The organism is Microcystis aeruginosa NIES-4325, from assembly GCF_008974145.1.
GTDB lineage: Bacteria > Cyanobacteriota > Cyanobacteriia > Cyanobacteriales > Microcystaceae > Microcystis > Microcystis aeruginosa_G.
Genome location: NZ_BJKP01000013.1, coordinates 98,854 through 113,750 on the forward strand (window position 1 = coordinate 98,854; position 14,897 = coordinate 113,750).

19 protein-coding genes and 1 pseudogene are annotated in these 14,897 nt (G+C 44.1%); 10 read left to right on the forward strand and 10 right to left on the reverse strand.

What is annotated here, in order from left to right:
* The first annotated feature begins 4 nt into the window (after positions 1–4).
* Positions 5–358, forward strand: a complete 354-nt coding sequence (locus MiAbW_RS09570) for a HigA family addiction module antitoxin (protein WP_151695934.1) — start codon at positions 5–7, stop codon at positions 356–358.
* Positions 359–368: 10 nt separating this feature from the next.
* Here MiAbW_RS09570 and MiAbW_RS09575 read toward each other — a convergent pair whose 3' ends face one another.
* Positions 369–1,022: a DUF4335 domain-containing protein gene (locus tag MiAbW_RS09575; RefSeq protein WP_151695935.1), complete on the reverse strand. Its 654-nt coding sequence runs from the start codon at positions 1,020–1,022 to the stop codon at positions 369–371.
* A gap of 2 nt (positions 1,023–1,024) precedes the next feature.
* On the reverse strand, positions 1,025–1,651 hold the full coding sequence (locus MiAbW_RS09580; RefSeq protein ID WP_123229928.1) for a DUF3038 domain-containing protein: 627 nt from the start codon (positions 1,649–1,651) through the stop codon (positions 1,025–1,027).
* 98 nt (positions 1,652–1,749) lie between these two features.
* Between MiAbW_RS09580 and MiAbW_RS09585 the strand changes: the two genes are divergently transcribed.
* The 5 genes from MiAbW_RS09585 to MiAbW_RS19585 all read left to right on the forward strand — a co-directional run bounded on the left by MiAbW_RS09585 (position 1,750) and on the right by MiAbW_RS19585 (position 4,759).
* Positions 1,750–2,268 carry an adenine phosphoribosyltransferase gene (locus tag MiAbW_RS09585; protein WP_002737799.1) on the forward strand — a complete coding sequence of 173 codons (519 nt, stop codon included), beginning with the start codon at positions 1,750–1,752 and terminating at the stop codon, positions 2,266–2,268.
* Positions 2,269–2,278: 10 nt separating this feature from the next.
* A complete protein-coding gene (locus MiAbW_RS09590; protein WP_151695936.1) occupies positions 2,279–3,340 on the forward strand; it encodes an ABC transporter permease in 1,062 nt (353 codons plus the stop codon).
* Positions 3,341–3,429: 89 nt separating this feature from the next.
* On the forward strand, positions 3,430–3,738 hold the full coding sequence (locus MiAbW_RS09595; protein WP_151695937.1) for a hypothetical protein: 309 nt from the start codon (positions 3,430–3,432) through the stop codon (positions 3,736–3,738).
* A 3-nt stretch (positions 3,739–3,741) separates the two neighbouring features.
* Positions 3,742–4,620 (forward strand): SDR family oxidoreductase, encoded by an 879-nt coding sequence (locus tag MiAbW_RS09600; RefSeq protein WP_151695938.1) that lies wholly within the window; start codon positions 3,742–3,744, stop codon positions 4,618–4,620.
* The gene (locus MiAbW_RS19585; RefSeq protein WP_172967360.1) at positions 4,607–4,759 is read left to right on the forward strand and encodes a hypothetical protein; all 153 of its coding nucleotides are present in this window, start codon (positions 4,607–4,609) and stop codon (positions 4,757–4,759) included. Before MiAbW_RS09600 ends, MiAbW_RS19585 begins: the two co-directional genes overlap by 14 nt.
* A gap of 13 nt (positions 4,760–4,772) precedes the next feature.
* On the opposite strand, the gene MiAbW_RS09605 is transcribed toward MiAbW_RS19585, so the two are convergent.
* The 3 genes from MiAbW_RS09605 to MiAbW_RS09615 form a co-directional block, all read right to left on the reverse strand.
* Entirely contained in the window at positions 4,773–5,267 is a 495-nt protein-coding gene (locus tag MiAbW_RS09605; protein WP_151695939.1) for an ureidoglycolate lyase, read from the reverse strand.
* A gap of 5 nt (positions 5,268–5,272) precedes the next feature.
* A complete protein-coding gene (locus MiAbW_RS09610; RefSeq protein ID WP_151695940.1) occupies positions 5,273–6,730 on the reverse strand; it encodes an efflux RND transporter periplasmic adaptor subunit in 1,458 nt (485 codons plus the stop codon).
* Between the two features lie 110 nt (positions 6,731–6,840).
* Positions 6,841–7,443 (reverse strand): GUN4 domain-containing protein, encoded by a 603-nt coding sequence (locus MiAbW_RS09615; RefSeq protein ID WP_151695941.1) that lies wholly within the window; start codon positions 7,441–7,443, stop codon positions 6,841–6,843.
* 83 nt (positions 7,444–7,526) lie between these two features.
* Here MiAbW_RS09615 and MiAbW_RS09620 point away from each other — a divergent pair, with 83 nt between their 5' ends.
* On the forward strand, positions 7,527–8,507 hold the full coding sequence (locus MiAbW_RS09620) for an aspartate carbamoyltransferase catalytic subunit (RefSeq protein WP_151695942.1): 981 nt from the start codon (positions 7,527–7,529) through the stop codon (positions 8,505–8,507).
* 23 nt (positions 8,508–8,530) lie between these two features.
* Here the strand turns inward: MiAbW_RS09620 and MiAbW_RS09625 are convergent, their stop codons facing one another.
* The gene (locus tag MiAbW_RS09625; RefSeq protein WP_061433075.1) at positions 8,531–8,812 is read right to left on the reverse strand and encodes a hypothetical protein; all 282 of its coding nucleotides are present in this window, start codon (positions 8,810–8,812) and stop codon (positions 8,531–8,533) included.
* 241 nt (positions 8,813–9,053) lie between these two features.
* Between MiAbW_RS09625 and MiAbW_RS09630 the strand changes: the two genes are divergently transcribed.
* Positions 9,054–9,701 carry a Uma2 family endonuclease gene (locus tag MiAbW_RS09630; RefSeq protein WP_151695943.1) on the forward strand — a complete coding sequence of 216 codons (648 nt, stop codon included), beginning with the start codon at positions 9,054–9,056 and terminating at the stop codon, positions 9,699–9,701.
* Between the two features lie 482 nt (positions 9,702–10,183).
* Here the strand turns inward: MiAbW_RS09630 and ureE are convergent, their stop codons facing one another.
* Together ureE and MiAbW_RS09645 are read right to left on the reverse strand one after the other, a co-directional pair.
* On the reverse strand, positions 10,184–10,660 hold the full coding sequence (ureE, locus tag MiAbW_RS09640; RefSeq protein ID WP_151695944.1) for an urease accessory protein UreE: 477 nt from the start codon (positions 10,658–10,660) through the stop codon (positions 10,184–10,186).
* Positions 10,661–10,736: 76 nt separating this feature from the next.
* Complete coding sequence (locus MiAbW_RS09645; RefSeq protein ID WP_151695952.1) at positions 10,737–11,222, reverse strand: DUF4168 domain-containing protein; 486 nt, start codon at positions 11,220–11,222, stop codon at positions 10,737–10,739.
* Between the two features lie 549 nt (positions 11,223–11,771).
* Here MiAbW_RS09645 and MiAbW_RS09650 point away from each other — a divergent pair.
* On the forward strand, positions 11,772–12,056 hold the full coding sequence (locus MiAbW_RS09650; RefSeq protein WP_002759570.1) for an HU family DNA-binding protein: 285 nt from the start codon (positions 11,772–11,774) through the stop codon (positions 12,054–12,056).
* Between the two features lie 31 nt (positions 12,057–12,087).
* Positions 12,088–13,155, forward strand: a complete 1,068-nt coding sequence (cobD, locus tag MiAbW_RS09655) for a threonine-phosphate decarboxylase CobD (RefSeq protein WP_151695945.1) — start codon at positions 12,088–12,090, stop codon at positions 13,153–13,155.
* Positions 13,156–13,262: 107 nt separating this feature from the next.
* On the opposite strand, the gene psbC is transcribed toward cobD, so the two are convergent.
* Complete coding sequence (gene psbC, locus MiAbW_RS09660) at positions 13,263–14,645, reverse strand: photosystem II reaction center protein CP43 (RefSeq protein ID WP_151695946.1); 1,383 nt, start codon at positions 14,643–14,645, stop codon at positions 13,263–13,265.
* Positions 14,629–14,897 (reverse strand): annotated as a pseudogene (locus tag MiAbW_RS09665) (photosystem II D2 protein (photosystem q(a) protein)); the annotation flags it as partial. The gene psbC and the pseudogene MiAbW_RS09665, both read right to left, overlap by 17 nt.

Consider the following 14,897-nt stretch of genomic DNA (forward strand, 5'->3'; position numbering starts at 1 on the left):
TGCGATGAATAACAACACTTCGACACATTTCGACAGGCTCAATGTAAAAGCTCAGTTCCACCGTTTGCCCAATATCCATCCCGGGGAAATCCTCAAGTTAGATTTTCTGGAACCGCTCAATATTACCCCCTACAGACTGAGTAAAGATTTAAGCGTAGCTCAAACTCGTATCGGTGAGATTTTAGCTGGTAAGCGTAGTATCACTGCGGACACAGCTTTGCGTCTGTCACGATATTTCGGTAACAGTCCTCAGTTTTGGCTAAATCTTCAAACAGACTACGATCTCCGTCAAGCTCAGGCAAAGAATGCCGAAGTTTATAACCAAATTCCTATTACTCCATTTGCAGATGTGGCTTAGGGTCCTAATTTTATCTAGGAGGGGGGACAGGATTAGTGGGGACGGTGGGACTGGGAGAAGCGGCGGGAATGGGGGGATTTTCGGGTTTACGGACTTGGGGGACGGGTAACAGATAGAAAAGTAGGGCGCAAGCGACAAGACTGCCTAATCCCGCCAAAAAAGGCACTGTTCGACTGGCCACCGATTCATTAACCTTATGGTAGCGACGGGAAACTGGCTGTAATTTCAGGGTTAGGTCGGGTAAAGTGCGCGTATCGGCAAAAAATTGGTCAATCGCTTCCATTAAATCGAATAAATGCACTGTACTGATTTCTATCTTGACTGGACTTTCTGGGATATTCAAGTCCGTTGATGGATACCAGACCAGACGATGGAGATTCTGGTCAATCTTTTCTAGGTACACATGATCTGGTTCATGGACGGGGTCTTGGGGATGACGAACACCACTCAAAAATTCTTGGGCATACTGACTGACCGCTTGGACTAAATTTTCCAAGAAAACCCGACCACCTTGCAGGACTTTATTAGCCCCGATTAACCGACATTCCACGTTAGTCAAAATTGAGAGTAAAGGTCGGCTATCCCCGGGCTTAGCTGGGGCGAAATCATCGCCGAAACCATCGAGAATCAGGGTACAATTGGGCAGGCTATACTGTCTTCTCATTTCTACACGATCTCCCCATCAAATAAACTAATCCAAAACCGCTGCATTCCCGTGGTGCCTGTACAAAATAATAACCGATCGAGGAGGGATAAAGCTAGTTCATTTAAAGCATTTTCATCGGCTAGATAAACCGATACTTTGGCCCGACGGGGGTTCATGCGACTGCGAAAATTGGAGCGAAATCTTTCTAGGTATTCTGATAAAAGAAAATTATTATCGACGGGTAAACCCTTTGATTCCATCTGTTGGCGCGCTAACAGTAATTGTCGGATGGATATAGCTAGGGGTTTGGCCCGATAACTGGCAATGATAACTAAAGCTTTTGCTTGGTCAAGGGTGAGACGGTCGAGAGTGTAGGAAATTCGCCAGGGATTGGTACAGCGTAAGCGCCAGAAAATAATCCGGTTTTTGACAATTTTATCGAGTCCTAGTTCTTTACAGAGGGCTAACAGGGCCTCCCCAGCACCGACTTCTAAGGATTCCAACGCTAATAGCATTAAATCGATATGCTGTTGGAGATGTAGGGCGCATTGCTGACTGGCAATCGGAAAATCGGGTAAAACGCTTAAAATAACTGGTTTTTCTGGGGCTGATGCTGTAGATTCGGGCGTTAGGCTAGTAGAGGTCATGATATAGGAGAACTAAAACACAAGGGCGATCGAGTCAGGGTGTTGTAAATTGTATTGTATAGATAGCTGTCCCCCATTTTACGAGACACGGAAACCGAATGGATCTGAAATCACTTATTCGCGATATTCCCGACTTTCCCAAACCGGGTATTGTCTTCCGCGATATTACTACCCTACTCAATCATCCCCAAGGATTACGTTACACGATCGATACCCTAACGGCAAAGTGTCGCGATTACGGTTTATCCCCCGATTACATTGTCGGTATGGAATCGCGGGGTTTTCTCTTTGGTGTTCCTTTAGCATACCAATTAGAAGCGGGATTTATTCCTGTCCGGAAACCGGGCAAATTACCCGCCGCCGTTCACAGTATCGAGTATGATTTGGAATACGGAAGCGATAGCCTGGAAATTCATCAGGACGCGGTGGCATCCCATCATAAAGTCTTAATTGTCGATGATTTAATCGCGACGGGAGGGACGGCGAAAGCGACGGCCGATTTATTAGAAAAAATTGGTTGTGAGGTGTTAGGATTTGCCTTTATCATCGAGTTAATCGACCTCGGTGGTCGGGAAAAATTACCCGATTTACCGATTATTACCCTCATCGATTATTAGGTTTTTTTCTATGACGGCGACTGATGATAATTATAAGGCGGCCAACGCTCGATCGAGTGCTAATAGGTTACAATTCCTCCTAACTAGCGAAACTTTTTTATATATTGTCAAGCGTGTTCTCCAGGGTTTATTAACTCTGTTGTTGGCCTCGGCGTTGAGTTTCGCTATTATCCAATTAACCCCCGGCGGTTTTCTGGCTTTGCTTGACCTTAATCCCAAGATTAGTCAGGAAACTAAAGAACAATATATTGCCCTTTTTGGTTTAAAAGATCCGCCGATTGTCCAGTATTTTAAATGGTTGTGGCAAGTGGTAACTCAGTTTAATTTTGGTCTGAGTTTTACCTATTTTCGTCCCGTGTCTTCCCTATTATTAGAGAGAATTCCTGCGACGTTATTAATGTCTTTGACTTCCATCATTTTAACTTGGGCGATTGCGATTCCTTTGGGCATTGTCAGCGCTGTCAAACAAAACCAATTTATCGATAAATTTTTCCGAGTTATCAGTTATCTTGGTCAAGGTTTCCCCAGTTTTATCACTGCCCTTTTACTGTTAATTCTAGCCCAAAATGTCTCGCCGCTTTTACCGGTGGGTGATATGACCAGTATTAACTATTCGGAATATTCCCCTATCGGTAAAGTTTTAGATATCGCTTGGCACATGATTTTACCAACTATTGCCCTGACAGTTACCAGTTTTGCGGGATTACAAAGATTGATGCGGGGACAATTATTAGATGTTCTGCGACAGGATTATATTCAAACCGCCAGGGCGAAAGGTTTACCAGAAAATAAAGTTATCTATGTCCACGCTTTACGCAATGCTATTAATCCCCTGATAACTCTTTTGGGCTTTGAATTTTCTAGTTTGTTAAGTGGGGCATTTATCGCCGAATTTTTCTTTAACTGGCCCGGATTAGGTCGCTTAATTCTGCAAGCTGTGACGGCTAAAGATTTATATTTAGTTATGGGCAGTTTAATGATGGGTGCTACTATGTTGATTATCGGTAATCTTCTGGCTGATTTACTTCTCAAAGCTGTAGATCCTAGAATTAAATTGGAGGATTTAAAGTAGGGGAAATGGGGAAATTCAACTAAAACCCCAAAACCCTAAAACCCAATCCCCAACCCCTTTTTTCCTTTTCACTTTTTACTTAACCAACTATGTTAGGAACTACACATTATTTACTCAGGTCAAAACACGACGGACAATACCTAGTGGCGCGTCTGAGAAAAGGTGAAAGCGAAACTCCGGCTAGTTATCTGCTTCTGTTTAAAGAATCCTACGATGCTTTAAGTTATATCAATACCCATGCTCAGGATTTAGCCAATAATTTTTCTGTGGAGACTCTCTCAGGAACACAATTAAAGGGACTGATGCAGCGATGGGGATTTGCAGGAATTGGTTTAGTTAGTGAACCTTTGGAACCACAAGTGCAGTTTTTAGCTTACGAAAAAGGATTTAATCTCTAAACTATGAAAAGACTGTTAATCACTGGAGTTAGTGGGTTTTTAGGTTGGCATATTTACCAAAAAACTCGCTCATCTTGGGCCAGTTTCGGTACATACCTTAATCACAATGTCAATAGTAATGACCCAAATTTAATTAAAGTTAACTTAACAGACTTAGCCGCAGTTAAAGAACTTTTTCAACAGATTAAACCCGATGCGGTAATTCATGGGGCTGCCCAATCAAAACCGAATCTCTGTCAAGAATTTCCCCAAGCATCCGAGGCAATTAATCTGACAGCTTCTCTAGAAATTGCCCGTTTATGTAGTCAATATCAAATACCCCTAGTTTTTACCTCTACTGATTTAGTTTTTGATGGTAAAAATGCCCCCTATTCCGAACATGATCCTGTTTCTCCCGTGAGTGTCTATGGTGAGCAAAAAGTAGCGGCAGAAAAGGGTATTTTAGCAATATATCCTCGAACGGCTATTTGTCGAATGCCTTTGATGTTTGGTTCCCCTTCTCCCGGCGCTAATAGTTTTCTACAACCCTTTTTAAAAACCGTCCAAGAGGGAAAAGAACTATCTCTATTTACCGATGAATATCGTACGGCTGTTGGGGTTAATAGTGCGGTGAATGGTTTACTTTTGGCATTAGAAAAAGTGCAAGGGATTATTCATCTGGGAGGGAAAGAAAGAGTTTCTCGTTATCAATTTGGGTTACTAATGGCGGCAGTTTTTAACCTTCCCAGAGAACAAATAAAACCCTGTTTACAGTGTGATGTTCCCATGAGTGCGCCCCGTCCGCAGGATGTTTCCCTTGATAGTTCTCTTGCTTTTTCTTTAGGTTATCAACCATTAAGTAATAAAACCGAATTAGAGGCAATTAGAGATGAAATTCCCTGAACAAAAGCGGACTATATTAATCATCTTACTCCTTTTTTTTACCGCTATTCTCATGGCCAATTATTTCGAGGTAGGGATGACAGGAGTGTTAGCTTTTTTCGTTGCCTATCTTTCTAAAGGATTGCGAAAAGTTAAGTAAAAAATTAATTGTTTCAATCAACAATCTCGAATTCTATTGACTGCTCTTGGGCAAAATTATAGGTAAAATGATCGACAATATTAGTATCGCTCAATTCAAGATTATAAAAATCAATTGTCGGTTGATCAAAAAGTGGGCCAGCGTGCCAAGTTCCCACCTCTAATTTAATAAAACGGTCCCCAGAGATGCGAAAAACCTTTAATTTTTCTAAATCCGGTTGAGGATGAGAACTAGGGGGGGCTACTCCTAAAAACCACTCTTGTCCCCCCAAAGAACCAAGACATTGGGTACATTGACTATGACGAGTAATTCGCTTAAATTTACGTCCGCGAGTCTGTAAACGCATAATATAAAAGCGTGGCACACCGTTTTTTAAATGCAGTTGTGCATCGCTTTCATCAAACGGTTTTCCGTCATGACTAGGGGTTATTAATTGGCCGTAGGGACGGAAACTCTCGGCGGTAATTAGTTGTGCTGACAGGGGACGAACGGTAATCGAATTACTCATAAAAATTACTGCTGACTAACAGTTATAGCTGTACCATCTCGGAGAGAAAGAATATTATTAATAGCAATTCTTTCCCCGGCATTTACTCCGGAAATAACCTGATAAGCTTGCCCTTGAATTGTGCCGACTTGAATTGGTTTTTGTCTGACCACTAAACGCTCCTTGGCATTTTCTTGACCTTCTTTAGCCTTTTCTTTTTCGGCGACAAAAACAAAATTTTGCGCCCCGATGCTAGTCACTGCCGTAGTGGGAATTAATACCCCCGGTTTTTGATCCCAAATTACCCGCGCCCGCACATATTGGTTATTACGAAGACTGCCATCATTAGTAAAGGCAAATTTCACTAAAACCGATTGGGTAGCTTGGGAAACCGTGGGAGAAATAAAAGTTACTTGACCGCGAACCCCAGCACTGCCATCGGGATTAATAATTTCCACGGGCAACCCGACACGCAGACGCGGTTGTAATTCCACGGGAATCTGCACATTTAGTTCCAAAGTTTTATTATTAGTCAACGAGGTTAATTCTTCACCCAGGGAGATAATATCGCCGACTTTTCTTTGATTAAAATCGCCGACAAAACCATCAATCGGGGCGGTAATGGTGTTAAAAACTAAATTCTGACGCGTGGCCCCTAATTGCCCCTCAGCGCTGGCCACTGCCGCTTGACGACTGTTCACTGTTGCCGCCGCCGCCGCCACCTGTTGCCGTGAGGCTAATTCGTTTTGAATGGCGATATTTAATGCTTCTTTGTTTGCCTGTAGGGTAGCCCTAGCCGCCGTCACCTGTTGACGGGCTGCATCACGATTTTTAGACCGGGCCTCTACTTCCGCCCTGGCGGCCTGAATGTCGCGGCGGCGATCATCTAAGTCCTGTTGGGGCTGTGCGCCTTGTTTAACCAGAAATTCAGATCTTGTTAGGTTTTTTTCGGCCAAATCTAAATTAGCTCGCGCTCTCTGTAAATCGGCTTCGGCGGCGCTCAACGTGGCGATCTGACTTTTAACATTGGCTTCGGCATTGGCCACATTTGCCCGATTCTGGGCTATTTGGGCTTTATTTGCGGCTGCTTGCGCTTGTCTTTGCCGTAAATCTGCCTCAGACCCGTTGAGGTTCGCTTTGGCCGAATTTACCTGGCCGATACTGGCGTTCACCTGCTGCTGTTGTTGTTCGGGATCCAATTCGGCGATTTTTTGCCCCTGAGTTACCTGATCGCCAGATTTAACGAAAATAGAGCGAATCCGACCGGTAATCTGAGGGGAGACGCTAACACGCTCTTGGGCGAGCAAATTACCCACAAATTCGCTACTTTGCACTAATTTGTCGGTGCCGAGGGTTTGCAGTTTGACGGGAACAGCCGCCGGTCCGGTGGCCTGGGGGGATTGGGAGGCGCAACCGGTGACAATTAGGGAAATGGCGATCGACGAACCGATCGCTCTCGATACGTTAACGGATCGTTTAATCATTGTTAAATTTAGGGGTTTTTGGCAGAAAAAGTGCTAGTAAATCGGAAAAAAAGGGAAGATGAGGAGAGAAGCTTTTCCTTAAATTTTACTCTACAGAATTGATCGCGTGATCACTGTTTGCTTTGCCCTAAGCTAACAATATTACAGGTAACTAATCTTTGGGCGAGGGTGGTGTATTCTAGGCGACCACCGGCGATCTGATATTCGTCCCGGGGCGCCGGCAGATGACCGACGGGAGCATTGAGGGTATAGTTAAGATTTTCTTTAAAAATAATCCAATCACCATCTTTACGCCAACCAATGCGATCGCCAAAAGTTTGAAAATTTTCGATCGCCACTAAGCGCCCCGGTCGATTACCTGTCTCGATAAAAATATGAAATTGGGTACTGAAACTAAAACGACCCCCGGAAGCTTCTTTCCAGAGTTGATCCATCTTTTGCAGATCCCAACAGGCCAATTTTTGCAGATCTTCCATGGTAAACCAGCCCTGTAATTCCCGTCCGGTCGCTTTCAGCATTAAATTACGGGTTTCATCGTTAGCTTGCCGCCAATTTTGTTGAGCGAGGAAATTTTTCAGGCGAGTGTAATTAATGCCCGTGGTGGGTGATACCATTTCCCCAGAGGTGGTAATCTGGGCAACGATCGCCGGCAAGGGATTGAGAAATAAAGCGATCGCGAGAGTGATCTGACAGAAGGAAAAATTAATTCTCATAAACCCTATTTATTAACCTGATGCAAAGAAATCCTAGAATAGCATAGACGAAATTTGCCGTTTTTACCGCCTCCTTAACTCCTATGGCTTTCACTTGGCTCCGACACCACATTTTGGGATTGCAAGACTGGCAACCGGAAGAATACCAAACCCTGCTACAAACGGCCTCTAGTTTTCGTGAAGTTCTTTCCCGACGTACCAAGAAAGTGCCGGCCCTACAGGGACAAGTGGTGACAAATCTTTTTTTTGAACCTTCCACCCGCACCCGTAGTAGTTTTGAACTAGCGGCGAAACGTCTTTCGGCCGATGTTCTTAATTTTGCCCCGGGTAGTTCCAGTTTGACTAAGGGGGAAACGATTCTCGATACCGCTTTAACCTATGTGGCCATGGGTACGGATATTTTTGTTATCCGACATCAACAGTCGGGAGTTCCCGATTTGATCGCGGGGGAAATGGATCGTCTAGAATCGGGGGTCAGTATTCTTAATGCTGGGGACGGTCAACACGAACACCCCTCCCAGGGACTTTTAGACCTGTTCACGATCTGTTGTCTGTTAGATGACGAAAATCCCCGTTTAGAACTGTTAGAGGGCAAAAAAATCGCTATTGTCGGTGATATACTCCATTCTCGTGTGGCTCGTTCCAATATATGGAGTTTAACTACGGCAGGGGCAGAAGTACACTTGTGCGCACCCCCTACCCTACTGCCGAAATATTTTGGGGAACTGTGCGATCGCCTATTTCTCCACTGGGATTTAGAACCAGCTTTAGAAAAGGCCGATTTTGTGATGACCCTGCGACTGCAAAAAGAACGAATGACTGCCAATCTTTTGCCCAGTTTACGGGAATATCATCAAAGTTTTGGCATTACTCGTCCTCGTTTGCAATCCTGTCAACCAGGGGTGAAGGTACTTCATCCCGGTCCTGTGAATCGGGGAGTGGAAATTAGTTCCGATTTAATGGATGATCCCGATTTTAGTCTGATTTCCCAACAAGTTACCAGTGGTGTCGCTGTCAGAATGGCTTTGTTATACCTGATCGGTAATCTTCGCGGCGATCGGTAAAAGCTTCTCAGGGATTTGCTCTTTTAGTCTGGTTTCATTGAAACAATCCTAAAGTTTCTATCAAGGTAAATATCATACTTTCTTCCTCCCTCACACACAGCATCTTCTGCTTCAAATAGGTTAGTCTCAACATCAAATTTCATCGCTTTAGGATTCCTACAACCCTGTTTTAGCAAAGCATCGGTCAACCGCGATTTTTCTTCTGGGGTCAAAGCTCGATAATCACTACTATTAGCTTGACCTGCATAGATTGACATTCCTATAATACTAAGGGATAATAAGCTTATAATCGATTTGGTCTTCATTTTTTCAACTTCCTGAATACAATAAAAACATCACTCCAAGGGTTTTAAACCCAAATTTTCGGTAATTAGTTCGGCACGATTACCGATCAACTATATCTTAGGGGAAGCATACCTAGATTGCAATAAGTATAAATACTCAAGCTATCCCTGGGGCTTTTCTAGAAACTTTGACCGATACCGAATTCCGTTCTCAAGGGAAGGGTATAATTAAACTAAGAAATCAACATTTTCAGCTAAAGCCATGCAATTAGCCTTAGAACAAATTATCGTCAATCCCGGTCAACAGTTACTTTTAAAAGAGCTTAACTGGCAAAAATTTGAGACAATATTATCAGAATTAGGAGAAAGTCGTGCTTCTCGGTTATCCTACAGTAACGGAATATTAGAAATTATGGTACCTTTACCCGAACATGAAAAAGATAAAGAAATCATTAGTTATATGGTTCAGTTTTTGTTAGAAGTACTCAATATTGATTTTGAACCGTTAGGATCAACAACATTTAAAAACGAGCGGATGAATCAAGCGGTTGAACCTGATGCCTGTTTTTATATTAAAAACTATCAAGCCTTTATTGGCAAAAATAGACTTAATTTAGAAAGTGATCCCCCCCCCGATTTAGTCCTAGAAATTGATATTACTTCCCGTACTTATTTAGATAATTATCGACAGTTAGGTGTTCCCGAACTGTGGCGTTATACTCAAAGTGGCCTACAGATTAATTTATTACAAGAAGGAGAATATATTGAGTCTTTAAGCAGTCCCAATTTTCCTCAGATCCCGATTATTGAATTAATTAATCAATCTGTTAAACAAAGTCAACAACTGGGGAGAAGTGAAGCCATCAGAAACTTTAAAAATTGGCTGACGGAAAATATAGATAATAGTTGAAAAATCCTAACATTTTTGACTTAGATAAATTTGTCCGTCGAGAGTTGTATAAACTTCTTGCGGTTCAATGATTCAGTTTGTTACTAGAATCTAGTTCACAAAAATAGATTAGATCATTGTTTTGAGCAGGGGATTTTTTAACCTCAGTGGGTGTGGATAAATCGGACAGGACAGAGGTTACAGCCGTTGGTGCTAGTTATGAAAGTACCATGGTTATTCATTCCTCGTAGTTCGATTTTTACTTTGATAATTAATCAATTCACCGAGGCCGATTAAAATTCTAGAAACTAGCAGAATGAGAGCCTCTTGATTAAGAAAATATCCCGTAGAGGCTGTTAAAAAGTTACTGTTTTCTTGTCAGTTAAATTTTGTTAAGATAATGCCCAAAAACTACAATTTATGGTAGGAAAAGAGGTAAGTCGAAACCGAGTTTGATTTTTGCTTACTCTAAATCAGAAAGGGCATTGGGCAAGATTAGCTAACTATCCCTTTTTTGCCTCTTCCAGATCATGATAATGCTGATAAGCGCCGATTTCGGGGTTAAAGGGGGCGATTTCTTCAGTTACAGTTAATCCCAAACCTTCTAACATTGCTTGTAGGACAGAATCGGGGGCCAGACGGAGGTAATCGGGGTTAATTTCTAAGGCCACATGACGATTACCGAGGTGATAGGCAGCTTTGAGGAGTAAATCGGTTGAAGGGGCGGTAATAGTTATAACTGGTTCTGGTTTAGCGATAATTTGAATAATTTCGCCGTTTTCACCCCGCAGGAAATCGCGGTCTTGTAGAATGGTGCCCCGGGGTAAACGAAAACAGAGGGAAAAACCTTCGGGACTGTCGAGACGATAACGGCTGCGGGTGCGTTCTTCGGCCGTAAGTAGGAGGCTAAAAACCACCGTTTCTGGGGGAGGTGGATTAGCGGTATGACGGGGGGGTAAGCGCTCGGTAAAAGTTAACATGATATTGGTCAATGGGAAAAAACATTCTTATTGTAGCCCTGACTCCAGCTTGACCCGAAAAACTTAGGAACTTTTTCTATTTATTCTCCCGTTGCAGACGAATCATCTCATTTTGCACCCGTCGTCTCAAGTTATCATCGCTACGAATCCGGTTAGTAATGGTGTTAAACTGAGAGGCAGTTAGACCACTATCTTGGACAATCTTTTTTGAGTTATTACAATAATCGACGGCAATTCTTTGGGCATTAGCGGGAAGATTATTAAAGCTTTCCCGTTGGTTACAGGTAATTGCTGGGGGACTTTTCCCTAAAATTTGCGAAATTGCCTGATAAGCTTGTTTTCTTTGGGTTTCGATCAACAAAACTGCGGTCGCATAACGTTTAATTTGGTCAGCCGTAAAATCTTGAGTATAAGCGGAGGACTTAAAACTAACTACCTCCCTCGTCCAAGAAAATTCGGGAATCACACCGCCAAGAATGGCGATTACTGCCAAAAAAGTCACAATAAAAGAACGTCTTAAGCTTTGACCTAGATCGGCTAGGGGATAGCAGTAAATCACCATGCGAGTTTGTCGCTGAATAGATAATGATAGCAAACTTTCCAGTTAAATCCTGCTTTTTTGAATATTTTTAACGATCATAAGTTCCAATTCTAGCGAATATCCCCTCGGCCGGAACCTTAATTTTTGGGCAGAAATTGCTTTGGTAAACTTTTTTAACGTTTTTGGGGGCAAAATTAGTCAAAAATCTTGGAGAGAACCGATGAACGATTTTTGGGAAGTTAGGATGCCTATCGCTTTTAGAGAATATTTATCGGCAATTTGACCAGCTAATCTCTTTTTATTAGCTTATATCGCTGTTAATCTCTCGCTTGTTCCCTTTTTTCTCTCCCCTTGCTGGGGAATCGGGGGGAAGTCTAGATAAATTAAAGGTTTCAGCGATTCCGATCAAGACAATTCCCGCTTAGAATAATGCAGTGGAATATATAGCCAATGAGGATTTGAGGCATTATTTAGTGATCTCGATCCTGGCGAGTCCTCAACAGGGGAACCATAATAAACTACTGACAACCACCCTAAACTCAGAAAAACCGCAAAACAAGGAGTTAGCGCATGAATAAAGGTGAATTAATCGATCAAATCGCTCTCAAAGCCTCTGTCACCAAAAAACAAGCAGATGCTGTTCTCACTGCCGCCATCGAAACCATTATCGAAGCGGTTTCTGAGGGGGACAAAGTAACCCTAGTAGGATTCGGTTCCTTCGAAGCCCGGGAACGTCAGGCCAGGGAAGGACGCAACCCGAAAACTGGCGATAAGATGGAGATTCCGGCCACTCGCGTCCCAGCTTTCTCGGCGGGTAAACTGTTTAAAGACAGAGTGGCCCCGGATAAGGAATAATTACTGTTGAGTTTCGTTCGCTGTAAGTCTTTTGCCTAGACCTAAACATGGTGGTAATCTTGACTGGGCGGCTGCAATTGCTGGCTGTCCAGTTTCCTCTATTCTCGATTTTTCTGCCAGTATCAACCCCCTCGGTCCGCCGGAAAGCGCCCTAACCGCTATTAAAAGCCATTTAACCAGTCTGACTCATTATCCTGACCCCGAGTATTGCCAGTTGCGTTCTGCCCTCGGTCAATGGCATAATATCGGACCAGATTGGATTCTCCCGGGCAATGGTGCGGCTGAGTTATTAACCTGGGCCGGTCGGGAATTGGCATCATTTGATAGTGTTTATGTACTAGCACCCGCTTTTAATGATTACGAACGGGCTTTAAAAAGTTTTGGTGGGAAAATCTGCCAACATTCCCTCGATTTAACCACTTTAAACCCAGTTAATCCCGAAAAACAAGGGTTATTACTCAATAATCCCCACAATCCCACGGGGAAACTCTGGACGGTGGCGGCCATTCGTCCCTATCTATCGCAATTTGGTTTGGTGGTAGTGGATGAAGCTTTTATGGATTTTTTACCCCCGCAACAACAGGAGAGTTTAATATCTCTGTTGCCGGAATATCCTAATCTTGTCATTTTGCGTTCCCTAACTAAATTTTACAGTCTCCCCGGTTTACGTCTCGGATACGTCCTCGCCCATCCCGATCGCCTGTTACAATGGCAAAAATGGCGCGATCCTTGGTCGGTGAATAACTTGGCTGTGGTTGCCGCTATTGCAGCAATTAAAGATAGGGATTTTCAACAACAAACTTGGGATTGGTTAACGGCAGCCCGCGAGGATTTATGGCAAGGATTAGCTAATTGTCCGCAATTACAGCCCCAAACCAGTGCCGCTAACTTCCTCTTAGTACAATCTCAATCTTCCTGTTTACCCCTACAGGAAGCTTTATTAAAATATCATCGAATTTTCATCCGCGATTGTCTCAGTTTCCCCGAATTGGGCAGCAATTATTTTCGGGTCGCTGTCCGTTTACCGGCAGAAAATCAACGATTATTATCGGCTTTAGAGAGTATTTTAGCCGCGTCTGATACTAAATCCGTTGAGTAACGCACAGAAAACGGGTTTCTCCGAGAAACCCGTTTTCTACTCACAAATTAACAACAAAAAGGCTCCCGCCAACTAGACGGGAGCCGCTGCCATCGAACTAAGGGAAATTAGTCGAGGTCAGGCATTGCCAATGCGGGTTCAGTCTCGCGGTCAATTCCTTTCTCGAAACCGGCGGCGGCGGCGCGAGCGCGTCCAGCGTGCCAGAGGTGTCCAATCAGGAAGAAGAAGGCGAGGGTGAAGTGAGAGGTAGCCAACCAAGCGCGAGGAGACACATAGTTAAACGAGTTAACGTCAGTGATAACGCCACCCACAGAGTTCAAGGAACCTAAAGGAGCGTGGGTCATGTATTCAGCTGCGCGGCGTACTTGCCAGGGTTGTACGTCATTTCTGATTTTGTCGAGGTCTAAACCGTTAGGACCGCGGAGGGGTTCTAACCAGGGACCGCGGAAATCCCAGAAACGCATGGTTTCACCACCGAAGATGATTTCGCCAGTGGGAGAGCGCATCAGGTATTTACCCAGACCGGTAGGGCCTTGGGCAGAAGCGACGTTAGCACCTAAGCGTTGGTCACGCACCAAGAAGGTGAAAGCTTGAGATTGGGAAGCTTCCATACCAGTCGGACCGTAGAATTCACTAGGATAGGCGGTGTTGTTAAACCAAACGTAAACGGCGGCGATAAAGCCCATCATGGAAAGAGCGCCCAAGCTGTAGGACAGATAGGCTTCTCCAGACCAGATGAAAGCGCGACGCGCCCAAGCAAAAGGTTTGGTGAGAATGTGCCAGATACCGCCAGCGATACAGATTAAGCCAATCCAGATGTGACCGCCGATGATATCTTCCATGTTGTTGACGCTGATAATCCAGCCTTCGCCACCGAAAGGAGCTTTGGTCAGATAACCAAAGATAACTGCGGGGTTGAGGGTAGGATTAGTGATGACGCGGACATCACCACCACCGGGAGCCCAAGTATCATAGACACCGCCAAAGAACATGGCTTTAAATACCAACAACAGCGCACCACAACCCAAGAGAATTAGGTGATAACCGATGATGTTGGTCATTTGGTTTTTGTCTTTCCAGTCGTAACCGAAGAAATTAGAGTATTCCTCTAGGGTTTCCGGTCCGCGGATAGCGTGGTAGATACCACCAAAACCGAGTACAGCCGAAGAAATTAAGTGCAGAACACCAGCGACGAAGTAGGGGAAAGTATCGACTACTTCACCACCAGGACCGACCCCAAAACCGAGGGTAGCTAGGTGGGGAAGCAGGATTAAACCCTGTTCGTACATCGGTTTTTCAGGGATAAAGTGGGCGGTTTCAAACAGGGTCATTGCCCCAGCCCAGAAAACGATTAAACCAGCGTGGGCGACGTGAGCGCCGAGCAGTTTACCGGAGAGGTTGATAAGACGAGCGTTACCAGACCACCAAGCGAAGCCGGTGGAACTTTGGTCACGACCACTAGCGGTAGGGATATTAGAGAGCGTTACCACGCGGGAGAACCTCCTCAGGGAAGATAAAGTTTTCGTGGGGTTGGTCTTGGGGAGCCATCCAAGCTCTCAGACCTTCGTTAAGCAGAATATTTTTAGTGTAGAAGGTTTCAAATTCCGGGTCTTCGGCCGCTCTCAATTCCTGAGAAACGAAGTCATAGGCCCGTAGGTTAAGCGCTAATCCCACCACACCCACAGCACTCATCCATAAACCAGTCACGGGGACAAAGAGCATGAAGAAGTGTAACCAACGTT

Coding starts and splice junctions, on each gene's coding strand:
- MiAbW_RS09570 (WP_151695934.1), top strand. CDS start 5: ATGAATAACAACACTTCGACACATTTCGACAGGCTCAATGTAAAAGCT.
- MiAbW_RS09575 (WP_151695935.1), bottom strand. CDS start 1,022: ATGAGAAGACAGTATAGCCTGCCCAATTGTACCCTGATTCTCGATGGT.
- MiAbW_RS09580 (WP_123229928.1), bottom strand. CDS start 1,651: ATGACCTCTACTAGCCTAACGCCCGAATCTACAGCATCAGCCCCAGAA.
- MiAbW_RS09585 (WP_002737799.1), top strand. CDS start 1,750: ATGGATCTGAAATCACTTATTCGCGATATTCCCGACTTTCCCAAACCG.
- MiAbW_RS09590 (WP_151695936.1), top strand. CDS start 2,279: ATGACGGCGACTGATGATAATTATAAGGCGGCCAACGCTCGATCGAGT.
- MiAbW_RS09595 (WP_151695937.1), top strand. CDS start 3,430: ATGTTAGGAACTACACATTATTTACTCAGGTCAAAACACGACGGACAA.
- MiAbW_RS09600 (WP_151695938.1), top strand. CDS start 3,742: ATGAAAAGACTGTTAATCACTGGAGTTAGTGGGTTTTTAGGTTGGCAT.
- MiAbW_RS19585 (WP_172967360.1), top strand. CDS start 4,607: ATGAAATTCCCTGAACAAAAGCGGACTATATTAATCATCTTACTCCTT.
- MiAbW_RS09605 (WP_151695939.1), bottom strand. CDS start 5,267: ATGAGTAATTCGATTACCGTTCGTCCCCTGTCAGCACAACTAATTACC.
- MiAbW_RS09610 (WP_151695940.1), bottom strand. CDS start 6,730: ATGATTAAACGATCCGTTAACGTATCGAGAGCGATCGGTTCGTCGATC.
- MiAbW_RS09615 (WP_151695941.1), bottom strand. CDS start 7,443: ATGAGAATTAATTTTTCCTTCTGTCAGATCACTCTCGCGATCGCTTTA.
- MiAbW_RS09620 (WP_151695942.1), top strand. CDS start 7,527: ATGGCTTTCACTTGGCTCCGACACCACATTTTGGGATTGCAAGACTGG.
- MiAbW_RS09625 (WP_061433075.1), bottom strand. CDS start 8,812: ATGAAGACCAAATCGATTATAAGCTTATTATCCCTTAGTATTATAGGA.
- MiAbW_RS09630 (WP_151695943.1), top strand. CDS start 9,054: ATGCAATTAGCCTTAGAACAAATTATCGTCAATCCCGGTCAACAGTTA.
- ureE (WP_151695944.1), bottom strand. CDS start 10,660: ATGTTAACTTTTACCGAGCGCTTACCCCCCCGTCATACCGCTAATCCA.
- MiAbW_RS09645 (WP_151695952.1), bottom strand. CDS start 11,222: ATGGTGATTTACTGCTATCCCCTAGCCGATCTAGGTCAAAGCTTAAGA.
- MiAbW_RS09650 (WP_002759570.1), top strand. CDS start 11,772: ATGAATAAAGGTGAATTAATCGATCAAATCGCTCTCAAAGCCTCTGTC.